Origin of the sequence: Prochlorococcus sp. MIT 1223, from assembly GCF_034092465.1 — a bacterium.
GTDB lineage: Bacteria > Cyanobacteriota > Cyanobacteriia > PCC-6307 > Cyanobiaceae > AG-402-N21.
Window position 1 is genome coordinate 1,550,169 of the sequence record NZ_CP139303.1, and the last position, 16,328, is coordinate 1,566,496.

Genomic DNA, 16,328 nt, shown 5'->3' on the forward strand with positions numbered 1-16,328 from the left:
TCTAACTAATACTTATTTTGCTACTTATATAAAATAAAAAGATAATTTAAATATATTTATTAATAGTTCTGATTAATTATTCTTGGTAAATTTGATATAAAATATATTTAAATCTTTTTATTCATTGATTATGGGAGAAGCCAAAAGAAGAAAAGACTTAGGATTGCCACCTAGAGGAAATCAAAGAGAATTGCCTTCGCTTGATAAAGAATCTATACAAAAGAAGGTTAGATCTACGTTATATAAATATCCAATTATTCCATTTCTTTTTTATGGTGCTGCAATATTGAGTCTTGTTGGAGGGGCGTTTTATGCGATTAAACTCTATAAATTGATCTAATAAATAAAACAAGACTTTTTAATTTTTTTTGATGGGTTGTTTAAGGGTTTTTAACTATAATTTTTTTGATAATTCTCAAAAGGTCCTTTTATCTGAATAAAACTTTATGTCATCAAGCATTCACAAGATAAATGCGTTGCTCATTAAATTATCTAAGCCAAAAGGGAAGAGAACTTTTCTTTTTCTTTGAAAAAAAGCAAAATTTAGATTTTTAAATCTATTGGTATCTTTTGATTGGCTACGATCGCTAGACAGAATGTTGCAACCTGAGCTCATCTCCGCCTCAGGCGATAGGAATATGGGGCTAAATATTACAAAAGCAGCTGATAATGTTTACATACAGCTAGAGCAATAGTTACAGGGGCTATTAGTTTGTTGTTGCCTTGGAGAAACTCAATGCTTATTTCCTTATTTGCTCTAGCTCATTCTGAATTTGGTATAGGCCATTTCACTACTGACTTAATACTTGTGATCTCATTTGCGGTTGTGACTGCACTACCTATGTCATTTCTAAGGCCCCGCATCAAAAAATGGGAACAAGCCGGAGTCAAGAGCTCTATTTTTACAAGAAACTCTTAATAAGACATTGCTAAAAACTAAATATTAAACTTTTACAAATAATAGAAATTTACTTGCAAGCTACTGAGTCATGGTGCTTATGAATTCCTAGTTCAAAGCTTTGGTCCAGGCCTATTTCTCTGATTAGTATCTTTAGTATTTTGAATAGTTTTGGCTCAAAGAAGCTGGCATATTCATAATTTGCGTAAACAATCAAAATAGACACCCTGACTCCTTCATATATGACATCCTTTAATTAAACGCTCTCACAACATTGACTTCTGATTCACAGCAGATAGAGGCTCTTATTAAAGGTTTTGCAAATAGAGCTGAAAACAAGTCTTTTTTGATCTCTAATGTTACAGAGGATTTTTTAGCTGTTAGACCAAGTGGTAACCCTATTACTGCAGAAGCTCTTGTAGGAATGTATAGCAATGCGGATTTGATTGTTGAGCTTTCTGAATTGGTAAAGATTCATCGACTAGAAGAGTATTCAGATTGGGGGTTTGCGGCTTTCACCTTGAAAGAAGCATTTAGTTATAAAGGAGAGCAAAACAATGATTTATCAAGTTATTCAATGATCTTTAAGAAAATAGATGGGAGTTGGAAGATTTCCTGGATGCAACGATCATCTGGTACGACAGATCTTTCTACTTGGCACTGATAAGTAAAAGATAAGGAGTCTGAAAAATTAGTTTTTCAGACGAAAAGAAAGATTCTCATTAAAAATATCTAATAGATTTACTGGATAAAGAATTGAGCTGGATCAGTGATAAATGCGATTACTTATATTACAGATACCAAATTGCAAGCACTCCATTACCTCATCATTTCTTACTTGCTCTTTGGAAAAATGTAATCTTTCAGCAAGCTGTTTGAGAACACTTCGAGCAGCTATTTCAACTGCCTCGGAAGATAAAGACATAATTAATCTCATAAACACCTTCTACTAGATCTACTCCTTTAGATGACAAAATAGCTAGAGAGTATTAATACTGGTTTAACTTACAAGTTCAACGCGTAAGAATTTGGCCAGTTAATATTTAAATTCCTCGCGAGAAAGTTTTGTACGATCCTTCTATTGGACAAGAATCCCTTACTAAGATTGATGCTATAGGGGTTTTAGTAGGACATTTTGTTTTTGCTATAGCAATGACATTATTTCTTGATTGGAGCTGGATACCTTTAACAGCATCAGAAAAAGAAAGTGGAAGATCTTTGGTCGATATCAAAAAAGGATGGGGTTGGGATTAGAAATTGTTCCTCATTATTTCCCCTTGCTTTCCTCCTTTCACTAGACTTATCATTTGGAGCTTTTATGTTCATGAGAAAGAGAACACTAAATCATGACTGATAAACAAGAAGTACATTCGAACAATCAATGGGAGCAAATAGAGGTGCTTGGTTTGCTTGATGTAAGAAAAATAGCTCCTGAGAGGTTGTCCAATGGCCATACTAGGCCTAATAGATTTATAAAGGATTTAGATAACCCACCTATTAAGCACTATATAAATAGGAAGGAATCTCCTGTGAGAAATATTTGCGAAGACTTCACTACTAGAGAAGAGGCAATTAAGATGTTTGATAAGTTACTTTGGGATTCTTGGAATGCGTGCGATGCGATGGAAGAGTCAGCGCGAGAATGGTTTGCTGAGAGAGTAAAGGAGTACCAAAAGGGATGTCTAATTGACCTTATTTGTGATTGTCGAAGATTTAGAGGCAATGATGCTCAAGTTGGCCTAGGAAGTTCAGCGCATCCTTCTGATTGTCATGGCTATACATTGAAGAAATATATTGAATTCTTAGCACAGAAATCTAATAAGTAGAAGACGGAATACTGATCTTCTGTCAAGATGAACAACTATAATGTGATATACCTCCCGCGTTGAAGAACTCCTTAGGTTTTCGACGGTTGTACTTTGCCTCTATCTCCTCTGACTGCTGCTCGTAAGGATTGCTGAAAACATTCTGGAGCTCATTAATGAGGCTGTAATCACCTTGTTCAGCCTTTTCATACGCGGGAGCGATTAGCCACTCACGCCAGGTGTACTTGGGATTGATGCTTTTCATCGCTGTGGAGGCCACTCTGAGATTACTTGATTCATTAATTTGATTTCGCCATCGTTGAAGCCAGTTGGCCCACTGAGCATCAACTTGCTCTGAGCTTGGTAGGTAAAAGCTTTCTTTCAAGTCTGTGACTTGCTCTGGAATATTGGACAGCTTTCTGAAAAATATTGTGTAGTCTACCTTTGAGACAACTATGAGTTCTAGGAGTTCGTTCACGAGTATTTCGTTATAACGTGTTAACCCGAGTTTCGTTGCCCACATCATCTCGAGTTCTTGCCTCATGACTTCGGAGAAGCCATCTCGGATCTCATCAAGTCTTGTTAAAGCTTCTTTGTTACCGATGAGCAGAGGTCGAATAGCAGCACAGAACATCTGAAAATTGGCTTCGGCCGCAATTGGTTGATTAAAGAATGAGAAATGGCCTCCTCCTCCTGTCCAGGGTTGAAATCTGGGATCGAACAGTTCGCAGAATCCGAAGGGACCGTAGTCTAAAGTAAAACCACCAGCAGAACAGTTGTCACTGTTGAAATTGCCCTGGCAGTAGCCAACTCGTATCCAATTGGCTATTAGTGAAGTCAGTCGCCCACGAAATAAAGAGGCTAGTTCGACCACTTGATAGATAAAGCTAAGATTAGGATCAATGAATTCTTGGTAATTTCGCTTGATGAGATGCTTCACGAGCATCTGCAGTTCGTCGAGAGCCTCCAGATGCTCGTTGCTGTTTGCACGACGGGCAAACAGCTCAATCTGACCGACGCGCAAAAAGGATGGTGCAACACGTGTAGTAATTGCTGTTCGACTGTTTATCACAGTATCAGGATCGATAGAGATGGAATCCTTGGTATACCAGGGTCTTCGTACGGTTTCCGAACGAGAAGCATATAGTGTCAGAGAGCGTGAGGTAGGAACTCCTAGAGCATGCATATACTCCTGTGCTAGAAATTCACGCGCGCTTGAACGGAGTACAGCGCGACCATCGGCACCACGGCAGTATGGCGTCGGTCCTCCTCCTTTTAGTTGTAGCTCCCATCGCTTACCGTTGAAGAGACCTTCGAATATTGAAATTGCTCGTCCGTCACCGTACCCGTTACCTGTTCCAAATGGACACTGTTGTATATATTCAGTCCCATATATGGATAAGGCATAACCTGTTGCCCAACCAATCGAACGCATTGGCTCTTTTGCTACGGTAATGTCTCCTGAAAATAGACGAGAAAATTGGTCGTCGAGAGTAAGATCATGACTTAATCCCAGTTCATTAAATAAGGCTTTGCTGTGCGAGATGTATTCCGGCGATGGAATAGCAGTGGGGGTCACTGGTACATAATGACCGGAGAAGACTTGTCGAGGGTAGTGGTCGCGACCATCCCTCGTTGCATTTGGATCCACTTTTAAGGAATCCATATATGAATAATCGACCCGTTGTAAGAACTCAGCGAAACTCCTTGTTGTTGAAGGTTCGAACGTGGGTGATGTGGATGAGGTAGGACTGGTCATTAATTGTCGCTAAGGTTGTGGACTTTCTGGTTATTTGAAAAATAAAAACTGAATTAGAATTTTGGACGTGCTTGCTCTAAAATTATCAAATTAATGTATTACACCTATCTTTGTATTCATTTTAAGGACTTCAATATCTTGTGGATGGTTTCTGTCATATCAAGTGATTTGGATTAATTCCTAAGAGTTAATAAACTCTGAAGATAAGACATGCGAGAGATTTCCAGTTGGCTTATATTTCTTTAGTGTATTCTAAAATTACGAGTAGGGCTACTAAGGGTATTCATCCTTAATAACAACCTTTTAGCAATTATCTCTTAACTCCCTCCATTTATTTAGACCAGCTTTAATATCATCTGTTTGATATGCATTCCCACTAACTTTAAAAGCTTTTATCAGTGATTCTGTGGCTTCGACCCCGTAATTAGCAGCTTTTCTTTGTCTAGCACAAACCCTTTCACTGGCCCCTTTCTTGAGGTCTGTTTCTACTTCTTTTAATAATTTGCTTGCCATTTCTTGTTTTTTATAAAAGTCATGCATGTATAGTTCAAATTCAGTATTAGCATGCACTGGCAATAATGAAATAAAGCCAGCCAGAGCAAGAAGCAGTGGTAGTAGTAATAATCGTTTCATGCTTGAATTATGCCGCTTTAGATATCTTGTTGCTTTATTAATAAGACTTTCAGTTGGAAAATTTTTCCATCTGAGCAGATTGGGAACTTGTTTGAACCACCTGGGCAAATTGTTCTTTTTCCTTTAATTTAATTTCACATTGAAGTACTGCTAACGCCTCATTAGGCAGACCAAGGAAGATGTCTAGCACCTTATTGCCAGTGGGAGGGATCATCGCAATACCTACGAGTGTTGCTTTCCCATCGTTTTGAAGAATTAGACCTTCTTCTTCATGAAGCTTACCTTTTACTTTCCCTGTCACGAGAGTTGTTTTGACATATAAATGAGGGAAGCGAAATATAGAGCTAATACTAAAAATAAATCTTGATTCAAATCTCAATAAAATCTCTCCAGTGATTAGATCTATATTTCCTTCAAGTTTATCCATAGCCATTTCTATCCTTAGTCCAGGAACTAATGGAAGATATAAAAATTTTGTTGTTCGCCAAGTAAGTGGAGGAATGGAAAATGTTTCAGATGAAAAAACTACTTTCTGAATATTATTTCTCTCCGTTGGCAATAAAGTTGCTACCCCTCCTCCTCCTCGGGCATCATAGTCAAATGGTGGATATGAGCCAATGACTAATCGAGATCCTTTTAGACTTTTAAGATACATAGGATTTAAGTTGAATGCTTAATTAGATAAAGCTTTAATGGAAATCTCTAGGTTCTTGATTTATATGTAAAGGCCTATTTCTTTAAGAGTTTGTCTAGTCTTTGCTTTTGATATGTTAGTTGATTTTTTCGAGTATGGGTTGTGTTTTTTGCCACTCTTCCATTTTGCAGCATATTTGCGATCCACCACACTTGTAGCCCCGCAAAAACAATACTCAAAGTAGCCAAAGGAATTGTGCCTGGTCTTATCTCCATCGAGTTGTCTTGGGTTCGTTCTTTCCCATTTTCTTTAATAGGATAATTACACTTGTAATAGCCAGAGGAGTAACGATTGATTCATTGAAAAGTAAATTCTTAATATCAGGATCTAATTCTCTCTGATATTCGATCATTCTTTTTGTTTTTTAAGGCTAATTCTTTTAATCATGTTGCTAGTACAGACAAAATAGTCAATTACCCCAATAAACAGTCCAAATGCAATCAGGTTTGGCACTATCCCTCAAATAATTTGCGCCTCACCACAAACAAGAATAATGACTATCACAAATACTCTGCTCAAATTATCCGCAAAATACATTTATTTAAATATAGTTTATGCCATTAATAATATAAATTTAATTAGATGAATTTTAGAATTATAGGAATTATTACGTTTCTACAAATTTTCCTCTAGATTCAAGTTTAAATAAAGTATTGATTTGTAATCCAAAGAATGTTCATGCTGCTTCGCTAAATTGCTGCCTCAGTTCTTCCCAGCCATTGAGTACTAGCTCATTCCAAGTCTCAAGCGCTGGGTCGAAATGAACTTTTCTTCGATTAATAAGGCTGCAAGGAGTACCACTGGTAGTAACACTCCATTTATCCATATAGATTTGAGGAAGTCTTTGCAGAGATGTTGGATCTTTGTGAAAACGCAAGAGTAATGTTTTGCTTGGATCAATTAACCAGCCTTCGAGAATCATAATTAAGTAGCTCAGGTAGGGGATTCAATTTGTTTCTATAATCTTGCAAGCCACATTGAACACTTACTATTTAAATGTTTCCCATCAGGTATTAAACAATGTTTTGTTAGACATGTCAGAAGTGTTCGTGAGTGTCTGTCGCATATATGGCTGAAGTGGTAACAGGTCATGCAAACGCAAGCTGAACGTGAGTGATTGAGGACTTCTTCTTCGATATATTCCCACTCTTCGGCGTCTTTCGAATATTCCTCTTTTGAGAATACTTTTTTGGTGAGATGCGGAGACATTGGCCAATTCCTATGGGCGAATAAGTAGGTGAAATCCATTCCTCAGCTTTAAAAACAGCATACGGGGAGGCTGAAACAGTCATCTGCTTGTTAGTAGTACAAATATACTAGCAACGTATTTAGTTGGGTGTCAACACTTTTAAGTTGCTCATTAAGTAGCCTGATTGCGACTAGTCGAAATACTCCATGAATTATTTTTAGGATTGTTTGCTAACTAGATATGCCGATTACAACGATTAAATAATCCTGCTATGAAAATATGTGTGAGATTAAATGTCTTCTACTCTTGATTGCCTTTTCTTTTTGACTTCCCCGCGTTTCTTTTTTGAATCAAGTCTTCTTCTTTGAGATGCTTTAGTTGGTTTTGTTTCTTTCCTTTTTTTTTCAGGTGGTTTTAGTCCATATCTAATAGCCGAGACTAGCCTTGCTAAAGCTAATTCTCGGTTTTGATATTGAGTCCTTTTGTCCTGAACTGCGATGCAGATATATCCATTAATGACTTTATTTTTTAGTCGATTATTAATACAATTTTTTTGAAACGGAGTAAAAACCTTTGAGTTCTTAAGATTAAAAATTATCTCTACTCTGCTAGAAACTTTATTTACGTTTTGACCACCCGCGCCAGAGGAGCGAGAGAAGCGCCATTGAATTTCATTTTGCGGGATGACTAATTTTGAATTAACTGTTAAATCCATTTTTCGTTTATTTCTTTTTCTCTTTCCCTGCCAAGGGCCCAGTAAATAGCAAAACTAACGTTAAGCTCACTAATCCTAAAAATAAAATCCCATTTAATAATTGATAGTTCATTTAATTGAACAAAATTAGACTCCCTGTACACCTAAGACTTATTTACCCATTGCTTTTCTTAGTTTTTCTGCTTCACCCATACCTTCCATAATTGTGAAGGTTGCGTTTTGAGTCGCTGCATTTCGTATTATTGATAACTCTTGATACTCAGTAGACTCGTAAGCTTCAACTGCTTTACTCATTGATGGAAATTCGCAAATAACAGCCATATTGGCACCTACTGTCTGCTCTTTCCCAACTGGCTCAGTATCTTTTGCGAAGATTTCTCCGCCAACCTCTTTTAACCAAGGTCTTACTTTCTTGACATATTCAGAAAAAAGTTTTTGATCAACAACTTTTGAAGTTGAGATCCAATAACCTTTTGCACCTTTTTTATCCATAAATCAAATAAAGAACTGGGATCGTTTTCTTCTTAGACATTACCAAAACCATTTATTTTATCCACTAGAAGCAATGTCAGTTAGGAAGTAATGCGGATGGAATATCTATTCCTAATGGCTATATTGCTGATAGAAATGGTAGGAACTTTCTTATGGTTACAATCGACTCTCAATTCAGTAATTCTAAGAGAATTGACCCTATAGATGATTATCTCGAATGCATCACTTATTGTTCAGTTGAGAACTTTGCTGACGGAAACGACTGCCAAACAATTTGTATGGAAAGACATCTTCAGGGTAATTACTTTTAATCTATAAATCGTTCAAACTATTAGTTCTTAATGATTGCAAGCTCAATATTTTCTACCATCGTCTGACGAAAAACAGTCTTTTTTGTTATTTGAAATTAGATTTAATTATAAACTTAGTGCTTAATAAAGGTCTTTTGTGAGAAGCACTGTCTCTTACTCATTCCAGACTGTCTGCTCGAAACTGGCCAAGTCAACATCATGAGTAGCTATCCAGTCTCCATTCGCTTCTAGAAACTTTTCAATGGCGCCAGGAGGGTGCTGGTGAATGACAATAACTTTCTTCGCATCTTGCTTACTAACTCCTCTATACAAAGGCTTTATTTCGTATTCATCATGCCTTTTCTTGGCTTCATTGCTATCAAAGATTGAAGACCATTGGCCAAATGTCCCATTGATTTTGAAAATAAAGACTGTTGTTTCCATGAATACGTATGAGGTTGATTTTTACTAAAGCATTCTCTTTAAAGAATTGCTTTGGTGAGGACTAGGACGCAGTCCTTTGGCTTTACTCGGAGGCGTAAATTTTCTTTGCGGCTGTAACAAACTCTTTATCGGAGAAAACGGCCTCCACCTCACACATGCACCCAAATCCTTTGATCCAAGGAGCAGCATGTTCCCACACTTTACTTATGTCAGTTGCTTCAGCTACGAAAGAACCGGTTCCGTTTAGAGGATTAGTTACACGCCATAGCACTCTGAAACCTTCCGTTTCGTCAGCCGGTGCACCAGCTTCTAGATACTCCAGAAACTTTTGACCACCTGCGAAAGATGATTCCTGCGTTGGAAATGCCCAGTCAAGCTTGAAGAGAGCCACTTCTATTAAAAAAATATATAGAATATATAACTCATGTTTGATGAATTTGATGTGTGCTTCAATGCTTCTTCAGGTAATCAGAACTTCAAAAACGAAAACCTATCTTTGTAGAACTAGAGTTTGAATGTCCCACCGGTTGATGTCAGACTCTCAAAAGCCAGGTAACTGAAAGATTGTAATTTTTATTTTGCTCGTTACATGCCCCCTATGATTCTGTGAGTTTTCAATGAGTTCTTTTATTTAAAGTTATTTATTAAGGTATCTTGCATTTAAGTGATATTTAAAAAACCCTAATAAGAAACCAATTGTTCCACCAAAATCAAGGGCAATACCCACAATTGGCAACCAAATAATTAAGTATGGATTATCTCTAAACATCTCTAAACCATTTGATTTTTTTATTGGAATTAGGTATCCCCTAGATAGTATATATACATATAATAATTGAATTATGGAAGTTGGAAATAATCCAATAAAAGTAAATATTAGTAGTAATATTAATAAATAGTAATATGGAGAAAAGTGGTATTTAAGCCCCACGGTTGCCCTTGTATAATTTATCCTTTTATATAAAAGAAAACTTATTTTGTTGGCAATATTTATACCATTATACTTGACAATAACACTAGGATTTATACTTCTTTTAATCCCTAACTTCTTTAATAAAAGTGGCCAAGCGATGTCATAACCTGCTCTTCTGTTTTCAATAAACATTCCAGTCTTCTCAAAGATTGATTTTTTTACAAGTGTTGAGGGTATACAAGGCATTCGTTTTTTGTAACCATAAGTTTGAGCAACTGCCGCTTGGTCTATACTCCCTATTCCTTCTAAATAGACTTGCCCTGATACTATTTCTACCTTTTTATCTTGTATATAATTCCATTGACTCTCTATCCAATTTAATTCAAAGAGAAGTCCACAATCCATAAAAGCTACCCAGCTACTTGTGCAATTCTTTATACCAATATTTTTTGAGGAGGATGGTGTATTACTTCCTTCAAAAATATTTAGGAACTTAGTTTGATAATTATTTTGATTCTCTCTAATCCAGTTGTCGATTGTTTCAGAAGTTTTATCTGATGATGTTGAATTTACAAAAATAACTTCTCTTGGCATCTTAGATTGCCTGCTGATTAGATCAAGAGTAGTTTTTATTGTTTTATTTTCATTGTAATAAGGGAAAACAACTGTAATATCTAGAAGCATTTTATAAAGATTTTCCAATTATCTTATAATTATATCAGCATCAGTGTTGAAAGTCCCCAACGTATAATTTACTTTTGCTTCTAATTAATATATATACAGGTGCACCTATTTGTATTCACTTATTTTTATAATCATTTCCTATAATATATTGATTATAGTTATAAAAAGTTTACTTTACCAAGCTAAGTTTAGGGTGTAATTCCAATACTTTTGATATTTTTCTCTGCCAACTCAAGTTCTTCGATAGTATTAACAGTAATATGAATACCTTCATGCTTAAATCCATTTAATTGCTTCTTCTTGACTAACAAACTTAATAAATCCTCGAACTTGTCGACTTTTGTTAACATCGTTATAATTGATTTATCGCAATATATATAACCAATATTGATCCACTTATCTAATATAGGCTTCTCTTTGAATGAACAAATCATTCCGCTACTGTCAAATTCCATTAATCCAAACTGACTTTTCAGTGGCCATACAGTAACGGTTGCATTTCCAGGTTGTTTTTTATGATGCGCTATTAAATTGTCTATATTTACATCTGAGAGTGTATCTCCGTAGAAAATTATAAAATCTCCTTTGATAAGCTTTGAAGCTTCTTTTATTCGTTCTATTATATCTACATCTCCTGAATGAGATGTAAGTATCTCTAGGTTTGAATGATTTTTATTTATATAGTCTTCTATTTTATTTGATTGATAACCTGTTGCTACAATTAATTTTTCGATATTATATTTATTTATATGATCAAAAATATAACCTAGAATTGGCTTCTTATTTATTTGAATTAGAGGTTTGGGAATGGAATTTGTTAGGGGTTTTAATCTCTCTCCTTTTCCACCGCATAGTACTAAGGCTGTTATTGATGACATTCTATTTATTTTATTTTATAAACCTTACAATAGAGGAGTTATTTTTTTTGTCGATTGGTTACCTTCTTGTTCCCAAAGAATTCATTAATCAGGAAAGGGGAAAAAGAGTAGGTAAATCCGAAAAAGATACTTTACTTACTTCGACCTTCCTTTGAACCAAGCCATGAAGTAGGGCCCAGATATGGTTCTGGACCAAAAAGATCATCAATTTCTTGCGGAGACATTGAGCTAGTTGACTCTTCTTCTTGTGAAAATGCTATGTCTCTATTTGTTGTGATCTCGTTAGAAACTTCTATTTCTTCAATTTGATTTATTGATAAATCGATTTCTTGTGCCTTAATGGATACAGGTAGCGTAATGAGAATTAGTGTAAGACAAGTGCTAAGAAATAACCTCATTTTCTCTCCTTATTGAAATTTGTTTTTTCTGAGAAACCTAAAATAGGTTTTGATTAATACTAAATCTATTAAAGAGAAGAAGTCTTCTCTTTTCGATTCTTGGAATAAATATTTAATTATCTACTCTGTCTTAGTGGGGGAAAATTATTTTATTTAATTATGTAAGGCCAGAATAGAAAAAGTACCATGTAAAGACAAATCCGTTTAATAAAACAGCTAATGAACCAACAATTATTTTGAATCTTGTGCCAACTTCTATTGAAGAAGAGTCAGATTTTAGCTTAGGCATTCATATATTCCTTTAATAAGTATATTATGCACATTTTAATCTTCCTCAAATCTTTTATTTAGATTTTTACTATAAGGTTTTGGTGGAAAAAGCCTATTGATCTTTGCCTCTTGCATTTTTCTTTTTTTCTCTTCGTCTTTAATCTTACCGAAACTATTTCTAACAGCATAAGCGATAAAGATTGAATTGATAGCACCGAATAAGACAATTACTAAGACAACTGTATTTAGTCCTGCAGGAGAACTTAGATATTCGGTAATAGAGTCAGAGCTTAGAATCATATATTCAAAATCCACTTATTCTCTGGAATTGATTTAATATAGACTGAAAAAGATAATTATCCAGGACTTCACTTGAACACCTAGATTTCATAATCCAGTAAATAAATACTCCAGAAACCAAAAGGATTATTAAGGCTGGCCAAAAGTGTTCTGCTCATTATCCATCTAGCCTATCTGCATAGTCCCTTAGTATTTCGGCCATTTTTTCTGGTGGTATTTCTTCTTGATATGTCCTGCATAAATCAAAGAAATTGTTTAAAAATTCCTTAATGGTTCTTTGGCTTTTAGGTTCAGTCATTGTTTCTTAGCTTTGGTTCATGCACTGCACCATTGCAAACAGCTACAGCTAGAGATTCTTTTTCTAGCTTCTTCAATCCTGTTAATCTTGAGGATTGGTTAATCCATAGCACTGTGTTATCAAGACACCGATTCCAATAGGCTGAATGCCTGGAGATAGGTATTAATTCGAAAGCAATAGTGACTAGAGCAATCGTCGAAGTTATTAAGCAATATCTCATAGCTTGCTGACTTTTGATTGGAGACATGTGATTAGACTTTTACCTATAATGCCGTTCCAATAAACTTTTTCTAGTACTTAGAAAATCAAAAAACATATACCAAAACTTATAAGTATTTTAAAATACTTTCGTGAAAATCAGAGCTAAAAAGAAATAGGTACAAGAAGATTTTTATAGAGATTTCACTTATCGTCTTTTATACAGAGAATAGACCCGAATGAAGAGATGGGCGTTTCACCGTCTAATGCTGATAGACCTTGCTAAGCCATGGCTTGCCTCGATGATCTCTTTGGCAACGCTTTTTATTCTGGGAGCATTTGGTTATCGAGTGACTGAGGGGTGGGATTGGGGCGATTGCCTTTGGATGGTACTTATAACAACTACCACAATTGGGTTTGGCGAAGTAGAGCCACTTAGTCAAGCAGGAAGAATCGTAACTGTTTTGATTATTGGAGGGGGACTTATTGTTGTTCAATTAACTCTTCAAAAATTTGTTGGCTTATCTGAATCAGGTTATTTTCGAAAGATGAGAGAGTTAAGGTTTAGAAGAGTTCTATCGCGAATGACTAATCACGTAATTATTTGCGGCTATGGCCGTATCGGTAAGGAGATTGCAGAGCAATTGCAATCAAAGGGTATATCAATTCTTGTGATTGAGTTAGATCCAATCGTCAAGAACAAAGCTGAACAGAGAGGGTTAAAGGTTTTGCAAGCAGACGCAACTCTCGACGAGACATTGCTTTTGGCTGGAATTAAGACATGCAAAAGTCTTGTTGTAAGTCTATCTAATGACGCGTCCAATCTTTATGTTGTTTTAAGCGCAAAAGGTATTAACGCAGAATGTCGGCTTATTGCTAGAGCTGAGAGTGAAGAGGCCTCTAATAAACTCAAACTAGCAGGAGCAAATGTTGTGGTTAGTCCTTATGTTGCTGCTGGGAGAACAATGGCAGAAGCTTCTATTTGATGGATTTAAAATTCTATTCTTAATACCATTATGGATTTACTTGATAATGGTATGACTCTCAAGTCAGATAACTTCTAAAAGATATTCCTTTGCGTATCTTTTAACTTTACTGAGTTGTTTGATTTTGCTATGAGAAGAGAAGAGATCAGTAATTAATGCTTCGCAAACATGAGAAAGAGGCCCTTGTCTCTTTATTCCTTTTGTCTTTTGGTGCTGTATTTTGCTTAGACCGTTTTTATGAAAGCGGAGTTGGTGAAGGCTTGCTAGGGCTTTTAGGAGTTTTGATCGCATTTTTCTCGATAATCGGAATTGTTATTTGGGCTATTTTAGTTTTTGCAAAGATGTTTCGACTATTACGTAAATTTACAGAAGATGAGGAGATTCCTAAAATCACAGGATCTTCAAAAGATTAGTTTTTCGAGACAGTAGTTAGTTCATCTAATAGATCAATTAATTGTAAATATACAGTTTCATTTATCTTCTTTATTACTTTGAACTATTCTCACTTCTTTAATTAAGCGATCTTCAAGCTGTTGACTAATTAAGCCGAGTTTCCCGCAGTGAACTATATCTTCAATGGGTTGTTTCTCTCCTGTGTATTTGTCTAACCAACCTTTAACGCACTCTATACAGGCAAGTGATTTTAACTTTTGAGCCAGATCTGCTGATTTTTGTTGCTCAATTTCGATTTGGTTCATAGCTCCTTCCTAGTCGTGATAGTTGTGCTCAGCATGAAATCAATTAAATAAATAATACTGGTGTTTAAGCAATTAATTTGCAAGTGGATTAAGAACGAAGAATTTGGCTATATATTTTATTAGGAAATGCTGAGATCTTTCTATGCCTTTAATCGTTACCCCTGCACAAGACAAGACTAATGGAGTTGGTCAAACTTTTAGAAAAATAACTATAACTTTAGCGATTTTTTTACCTTTTTCAGCTCTTCTTGCAACGCTTGTTTGGGGATATATGCATGGTTTTAGTAGCTTTTATTAGATAATTACGTCAATTGGATAGGCTATAACTTTTCAACGGTTCCAATAGAGGAGTTGATTTCGACTTGAGTATTACACTTTAAGTTTAAGATATTCAGAATTTTATGGATCCTACTTTTGCTTGGAGTCTCTGTTGTTCCGCGTGCGTCATATTGATCTCCATTGGGCCTCTAACTTATGCCAGAGTTAAGGCCGGTTATTCCGTAGATAATATGGGAGCTCCTAGAGCTTTATTTGATCAATTACCTGAGTTTGGGAAAAGAGCTGTTTGGTGTCATCAAAATTGCTGGGAGAGTTTTACTTTTCATGCTCCAGCATGTATTTTATGTCTCCTTGTAGGAGCTGTATCTCCTTTGACTGTTGTGGCGGCATGGATTCATCCGCTTGTAAGAGTGATTTATATATGTGTCTATGTTGGAGATATTCCCACAGCTAGAGGACTTTGCTGGGCGATAGGCATTATTTCTTCTGGGCTCCTTTATAAAGCAGGTTTAGATACTTTACTCACTTATTAGTCCATATCTTCAGCCCCACTAGCAAGATTAGATGTTGTTGTATTTGTAATTCGTTTAATTGAGCGCCTTAAGACAGAGATATCCTTATCTTTGTAACCTTCTTTGAGTAGCACTTCTTCTAATTCTTTTACTTTGGATGTTATGGGAAGTGTTAGTCCTGAATCTTTGGCTGTCTTTAAGGCAATAGATAAATCTTTATGATGTAGTTGCAACTTGAAGCCTAATGGATACTTATCTTGGAGCATAGATTGTGCACGATTGCTAAGTGCCCATGAGCTTCCAGCACCTTTTTTCAGGGATTCAATAACTTTGTCCATAGGCAATTTTAATTCCTCTCCTAATGCAATTGCTTCTGCAACTGCTGCGTAACTACCTGCAACTAGTATTTGATTAATGGCTTTTACTTCTTGACCTTTACCTGTACTTCCAAAAGGATATACAGCATCAGCAATTGCACTGAGAATGGAAGCTATTGTCTTTAGGAAGTCTTCATTAGCTCCTAGAAAAACTGTAAGACTACCTGCCTTGGCACCTTCTGTTCCACCAGTTACTGGAGCATCAACATAAGTAATATTTTTACTAGAGAGTTGCGCTGCAAATAACCTTGCTTTACTAGGACTAATAGTTGACAAGTCAATTATTATGTCACCTGACTTCATACTACTTTCGGCTCCCAGATTACTGAAAAGAATATCCTCTACGGCGTTTTCATCGCTGACACAAATCATTAAAACATCACATCCTTTAGCAGTCTCTCTAGGAGATGAGCAAGGAATGGCACCTTTCAACTCCTCACTGTTTTCTGCTGTTCTACTTCTTGTATGAACTTTTACTGAAAAACCAGCTCTAATTAAGTTGGCTGCTATTGGTAGGCCAATTGAGCCTAGGCCTATAAATCCCAAACAAGGTTTGGAATTTATATTATTCCTGTCCATTGAATCTTTTCCTCTTTAAAGAAGAATTTTCTTAGTTAT

The 16,328-nt window shown here is 35.8% G+C and carries 30 protein-coding genes and 1 pseudogene; 10 read left to right on the top strand and 21 right to left on the bottom strand.

The window, feature by feature from the left end; translation table 11 throughout:
• The first annotated feature begins 130 nt into the window (after positions 1-130).
• The 3 genes from SOI85_RS08270 (at position 131) to SOI85_RS08280 (ending at position 1,562) form a co-directional block, all read left to right on the top strand.
• Positions 131-340, top strand: a complete 210-nt coding sequence (locus SOI85_RS08270) for a hypothetical protein (RefSeq protein WP_320663917.1) — start codon at positions 131-133, stop codon at positions 338-340.
• Positions 341-736: 396 nt separating this feature from the next.
• Complete coding sequence (locus SOI85_RS08275; protein WP_320663918.1) at positions 737-919, top strand: hypothetical protein; 183 nt, start codon at positions 737-739, stop codon at positions 917-919.
• Between the two features lie 253 nt (positions 920-1,172).
• The gene (locus SOI85_RS08280) at positions 1,173-1,562 is read left to right on the top strand and encodes a DUF3804 family protein (RefSeq protein ID WP_320663919.1); all 390 of its coding nucleotides are present in this window, start codon (positions 1,173-1,175) and stop codon (positions 1,560-1,562) included.
• A gap of 102 nt (positions 1,563-1,664) precedes the next feature.
• Here SOI85_RS08280 and SOI85_RS08285 read toward each other — a convergent pair whose 3' ends face one another.
• On the bottom strand, positions 1,665-1,823 hold the full coding sequence (locus SOI85_RS08285) for a hypothetical protein (RefSeq protein WP_320663920.1): 159 nt from the start codon (positions 1,821-1,823) through the stop codon (positions 1,665-1,667).
• Between the two features lie 140 nt (positions 1,824-1,963).
• On the opposite strand from SOI85_RS08285, the gene SOI85_RS08290 reads away from it, so the two are divergent.
• Positions 1,964-2,152 carry a hypothetical protein gene (locus SOI85_RS08290; RefSeq protein WP_320663921.1) on the top strand — a complete coding sequence of 63 codons (189 nt, stop codon included), beginning with the start codon at positions 1,964-1,966 and terminating at the stop codon, positions 2,150-2,152.
• Between the two features lie 92 nt (positions 2,153-2,244).
• On the top strand, positions 2,245-2,724 hold the full coding sequence (locus SOI85_RS08295; RefSeq protein WP_320663922.1) for a hypothetical protein: 480 nt from the start codon (positions 2,245-2,247) through the stop codon (positions 2,722-2,724).
• 22 nt (positions 2,725-2,746) lie between these two features.
• Here the strand turns inward: SOI85_RS08295 and SOI85_RS08300 are convergent, their stop codons facing one another.
• From SOI85_RS08300 to SOI85_RS08340, 9 genes are all read right to left on the bottom strand, one after another.
• Positions 2,747-4,462, bottom strand: coding sequence for a protein adenylyltransferase SelO (locus SOI85_RS08300; RefSeq protein WP_320663923.1), 1,716 nt, complete (start codon positions 4,460-4,462; stop codon positions 2,747-2,749).
• Positions 4,463-4,765: 303 nt separating this feature from the next.
• Positions 4,766-5,095, bottom strand: coding sequence for a hypothetical protein (locus SOI85_RS08305; RefSeq protein ID WP_320663924.1), 330 nt, complete (start codon positions 5,093-5,095; stop codon positions 4,766-4,768).
• 49 nt (positions 5,096-5,144) lie between these two features.
• Positions 5,145-5,750 (bottom strand): hypothetical protein, encoded by a 606-nt coding sequence (locus SOI85_RS08310; protein ID WP_320663925.1) that lies wholly within the window; start codon positions 5,748-5,750, stop codon positions 5,145-5,147.
• Between the two features lie 74 nt (positions 5,751-5,824).
• Positions 5,825-6,004, bottom strand: a complete 180-nt coding sequence (locus tag SOI85_RS08315) for a hypothetical protein (RefSeq protein ID WP_320663926.1) — start codon at positions 6,002-6,004, stop codon at positions 5,825-5,827.
• On the bottom strand, positions 5,995-6,141 hold the full coding sequence (locus SOI85_RS08320) for a hypothetical protein (protein ID WP_320663927.1): 147 nt from the start codon (positions 6,139-6,141) through the stop codon (positions 5,995-5,997). The genes SOI85_RS08315 and SOI85_RS08320 overlap by 10 nt, the downstream gene beginning before the upstream one ends.
• A gap of 324 nt (positions 6,142-6,465) precedes the next feature.
• The gene (locus SOI85_RS08325) at positions 6,466-6,711 is read right to left on the bottom strand and encodes a DUF1651 domain-containing protein (RefSeq protein ID WP_320663928.1); all 246 of its coding nucleotides are present in this window, start codon (positions 6,709-6,711) and stop codon (positions 6,466-6,468) included.
• Between the two features lie 35 nt (positions 6,712-6,746).
• Positions 6,747-7,037: a galactose oxidase gene (locus SOI85_RS08330; protein WP_320663929.1), complete on the bottom strand. Its 291-nt coding sequence runs from the start codon at positions 7,035-7,037 to the stop codon at positions 6,747-6,749.
• A gap of 230 nt (positions 7,038-7,267) precedes the next feature.
• Positions 7,268-7,693, bottom strand: coding sequence for an alternative ribosome rescue aminoacyl-tRNA hydrolase ArfB (gene arfB, locus SOI85_RS08335; protein ID WP_320663930.1), 426 nt, complete (start codon positions 7,691-7,693; stop codon positions 7,268-7,270).
• A gap of 150 nt (positions 7,694-7,843) precedes the next feature.
• Entirely contained in the window at positions 7,844-8,185 is a 342-nt protein-coding gene (locus SOI85_RS08340; RefSeq protein WP_320663931.1) for a DUF1330 domain-containing protein, read from the bottom strand.
• 152 nt (positions 8,186-8,337) lie between these two features.
• On the opposite strand from SOI85_RS08340, the gene SOI85_RS08345 reads away from it, so the two are divergent.
• Positions 8,338-8,496, top strand: a complete 159-nt coding sequence (locus tag SOI85_RS08345) for a hypothetical protein (protein WP_320663932.1) — start codon at positions 8,338-8,340, stop codon at positions 8,494-8,496.
• Positions 8,497-8,649: 153 nt separating this feature from the next.
• Here the strand turns inward: SOI85_RS08345 and SOI85_RS08350 are convergent, their stop codons facing one another.
• The 9 genes from SOI85_RS08350 to SOI85_RS08390 form a co-directional block, all read right to left on the bottom strand.
• The gene (locus SOI85_RS08350; RefSeq protein WP_320663933.1) at positions 8,650-8,919 is read right to left on the bottom strand and encodes a DUF3764 family protein; all 270 of its coding nucleotides are present in this window, start codon (positions 8,917-8,919) and stop codon (positions 8,650-8,652) included.
• A gap of 82 nt (positions 8,920-9,001) precedes the next feature.
• Complete coding sequence (locus tag SOI85_RS08355; protein WP_320663934.1) at positions 9,002-9,310, bottom strand: DUF3303 domain-containing protein; 309 nt, start codon at positions 9,308-9,310, stop codon at positions 9,002-9,004.
• 246 nt (positions 9,311-9,556) lie between these two features.
• Complete coding sequence (locus SOI85_RS08360) at positions 9,557-10,516, bottom strand: glycosyltransferase family 2 protein (protein ID WP_320663935.1); 960 nt, start codon at positions 10,514-10,516, stop codon at positions 9,557-9,559.
• Between the two features lie 188 nt (positions 10,517-10,704).
• Positions 10,705-11,394, bottom strand: a complete 690-nt coding sequence (locus SOI85_RS08365) for a nucleotidyltransferase family protein (protein WP_320663936.1) — start codon at positions 11,392-11,394, stop codon at positions 10,705-10,707.
• 131 nt (positions 11,395-11,525) lie between these two features.
• Positions 11,526-11,792 (bottom strand): hypothetical protein, encoded by a 267-nt coding sequence (locus tag SOI85_RS08370; RefSeq protein WP_320663937.1) that lies wholly within the window; start codon positions 11,790-11,792, stop codon positions 11,526-11,528.
• Between the two features lie 157 nt (positions 11,793-11,949).
• Positions 11,950-12,081 carry a hypothetical protein gene (locus SOI85_RS08375; protein WP_320663938.1) on the bottom strand — a complete coding sequence of 44 codons (132 nt, stop codon included), beginning with the start codon at positions 12,079-12,081 and terminating at the stop codon, positions 11,950-11,952.
• A 35-nt stretch (positions 12,082-12,116) separates the two neighbouring features.
• Positions 12,117-12,362, bottom strand: a complete 246-nt coding sequence (locus SOI85_RS08380; RefSeq protein WP_320663939.1) for a hypothetical protein — start codon at positions 12,360-12,362, stop codon at positions 12,117-12,119.
• A gap of 157 nt (positions 12,363-12,519) precedes the next feature.
• On the bottom strand, positions 12,520-12,660 hold the full coding sequence (locus SOI85_RS08385) for a hypothetical protein (RefSeq protein WP_320663940.1): 141 nt from the start codon (positions 12,658-12,660) through the stop codon (positions 12,520-12,522).
• Positions 12,653-12,907 (bottom strand): hypothetical protein, encoded by a 255-nt coding sequence (locus SOI85_RS08390; RefSeq protein WP_320663941.1) that lies wholly within the window; start codon positions 12,905-12,907, stop codon positions 12,653-12,655. Before SOI85_RS08390 ends, SOI85_RS08385 begins: the two co-directional genes overlap by 8 nt.
• 190 nt (positions 12,908-13,097) lie before the next feature.
• Here SOI85_RS08390 and SOI85_RS08395 point away from each other — a divergent pair.
• Together SOI85_RS08395 and SOI85_RS08400 are read left to right on the top strand one after the other, a co-directional pair.
• Positions 13,098-13,841, top strand: a pseudogene (locus tag SOI85_RS08395) (potassium channel family protein); the annotation flags it as partial.
• A gap of 158 nt (positions 13,842-13,999) precedes the next feature.
• Complete coding sequence (locus SOI85_RS08400) at positions 14,000-14,257, top strand: hypothetical protein (protein ID WP_320663942.1); 258 nt, start codon at positions 14,000-14,002, stop codon at positions 14,255-14,257.
• A 57-nt stretch (positions 14,258-14,314) separates the two neighbouring features.
• On the opposite strand, the gene SOI85_RS08405 is transcribed toward SOI85_RS08400, so the two are convergent.
• Entirely contained in the window at positions 14,315-14,542 is a 228-nt protein-coding gene (locus SOI85_RS08405; RefSeq protein ID WP_320663943.1) for a hypothetical protein, read from the bottom strand.
• A 142-nt stretch (positions 14,543-14,684) separates the two neighbouring features.
• On the opposite strand from SOI85_RS08405, the gene SOI85_RS08410 reads away from it, so the two are divergent.
• Both SOI85_RS08410 and SOI85_RS08415 read left to right on the top strand, forming a co-directional pair.
• On the top strand, positions 14,685-14,840 hold the full coding sequence (locus SOI85_RS08410; RefSeq protein ID WP_320663944.1) for a hypothetical protein: 156 nt from the start codon (positions 14,685-14,687) through the stop codon (positions 14,838-14,840).
• A 103-nt stretch (positions 14,841-14,943) separates the two neighbouring features.
• Positions 14,944-15,354, top strand: coding sequence for an MAPEG family protein (locus SOI85_RS08415; RefSeq protein WP_320663945.1), 411 nt, complete (start codon positions 14,944-14,946; stop codon positions 15,352-15,354).
• On the opposite strand, the gene SOI85_RS08420 is transcribed toward SOI85_RS08415, so the two are convergent.
• Positions 15,351-16,289, bottom strand: coding sequence for an NAD(P)-dependent oxidoreductase (locus SOI85_RS08420; RefSeq protein ID WP_320663946.1), 939 nt, complete (start codon positions 16,287-16,289; stop codon positions 15,351-15,353). The genes SOI85_RS08415 and SOI85_RS08420 overlap by 4 nt on opposite strands.
• Positions 16,290-16,328: the final 39 nt, after the last annotated feature.

Coding starts and splice junctions, on each gene's coding strand:
- SOI85_RS08385 (WP_320663940.1), bottom strand. CDS start 12,660: ATGACTGAACCTAAAAGCCAAAGAACCATTAAGGAATTTTTAAACAAT.
- SOI85_RS08270 (WP_320663917.1), top strand. CDS start 131: ATGGGAGAAGCCAAAAGAAGAAAAGACTTAGGATTGCCACCTAGAGGA.
- SOI85_RS08380 (WP_320663939.1), bottom strand. CDS start 12,362: ATGATTCTAAGCTCTGACTCTATTACCGAATATCTAAGTTCTCCTGCA.
- SOI85_RS08360 (WP_320663935.1), bottom strand. CDS start 10,516: ATGCTTCTAGATATTACAGTTGTTTTCCCTTATTACAATGAAAATAAA.
- SOI85_RS08325 (WP_320663928.1), bottom strand. CDS start 6,711: ATGATTCTCGAAGGCTGGTTAATTGATCCAAGCAAAACATTACTCTTG.
- SOI85_RS08375 (WP_320663938.1), bottom strand. CDS start 12,081: ATGCCTAAGCTAAAATCTGACTCTTCTTCAATAGAAGTTGGCACAAGA.
- SOI85_RS08300 (WP_320663923.1), bottom strand. CDS start 4,462: ATGACCAGTCCTACCTCATCCACATCACCCACGTTCGAACCTTCAACA.
- SOI85_RS08400 (WP_320663942.1), top strand. CDS start 14,000: ATGCTTCGCAAACATGAGAAAGAGGCCCTTGTCTCTTTATTCCTTTTG.
- SOI85_RS08420 (WP_320663946.1), bottom strand. CDS start 16,289: ATGGACAGGAATAATATAAATTCCAAACCTTGTTTGGGATTTATAGGC.
- SOI85_RS08295 (WP_320663922.1), top strand. CDS start 2,245: ATGACTGATAAACAAGAAGTACATTCGAACAATCAATGGGAGCAAATA.
- SOI85_RS08365 (WP_320663936.1), bottom strand. CDS start 11,394: ATGTCATCAATAACAGCCTTAGTACTATGCGGTGGAAAAGGAGAGAGA.
- SOI85_RS08415 (WP_320663945.1), top strand. CDS start 14,944: ATGGATCCTACTTTTGCTTGGAGTCTCTGTTGTTCCGCGTGCGTCATA.
- arfB (WP_320663930.1), bottom strand. CDS start 7,693: ATGGATTTAACAGTTAATTCAAAATTAGTCATCCCGCAAAATGAAATT.
- SOI85_RS08405 (WP_320663943.1), bottom strand. CDS start 14,542: ATGAACCAAATCGAAATTGAGCAACAAAAATCAGCAGATCTGGCTCAA.
- SOI85_RS08305 (WP_320663924.1), bottom strand. CDS start 5,095: ATGAAACGATTATTACTACTACCACTGCTTCTTGCTCTGGCTGGCTTT.
- SOI85_RS08310 (WP_320663925.1), bottom strand. CDS start 5,750: ATGTATCTTAAAAGTCTAAAAGGATCTCGATTAGTCATTGGCTCATAT.
- SOI85_RS08345 (WP_320663932.1), top strand. CDS start 8,338: ATGGTTACAATCGACTCTCAATTCAGTAATTCTAAGAGAATTGACCCT.
- SOI85_RS08315 (WP_320663926.1), bottom strand. CDS start 6,004: ATGGAGATAAGACCAGGCACAATTCCTTTGGCTACTTTGAGTATTGTT.
- SOI85_RS08330 (WP_320663929.1), bottom strand. CDS start 7,037: ATGGATTTCACCTACTTATTCGCCCATAGGAATTGGCCAATGTCTCCG.
- SOI85_RS08285 (WP_320663920.1), bottom strand. CDS start 1,823: ATGTCTTTATCTTCCGAGGCAGTTGAAATAGCTGCTCGAAGTGTTCTC.
- SOI85_RS08370 (WP_320663937.1), bottom strand. CDS start 11,792: ATGAGGTTATTTCTTAGCACTTGTCTTACACTAATTCTCATTACGCTA.
- SOI85_RS08350 (WP_320663933.1), bottom strand. CDS start 8,919: ATGGAAACAACAGTCTTTATTTTCAAAATCAATGGGACATTTGGCCAA.
- SOI85_RS08320 (WP_320663927.1), bottom strand. CDS start 6,141: ATGATCGAATATCAGAGAGAATTAGATCCTGATATTAAGAATTTACTT.
- SOI85_RS08275 (WP_320663918.1), top strand. CDS start 737: ATGCTTATTTCCTTATTTGCTCTAGCTCATTCTGAATTTGGTATAGGC.
- SOI85_RS08410 (WP_320663944.1), top strand. CDS start 14,685: ATGCCTTTAATCGTTACCCCTGCACAAGACAAGACTAATGGAGTTGGT.
- SOI85_RS08390 (WP_320663941.1), bottom strand. CDS start 12,907: ATGTCTCCAATCAAAAGTCAGCAAGCTATGAGATATTGCTTAATAACT.
- SOI85_RS08340 (WP_320663931.1), bottom strand. CDS start 8,185: ATGGATAAAAAAGGTGCAAAAGGTTATTGGATCTCAACTTCAAAAGTT.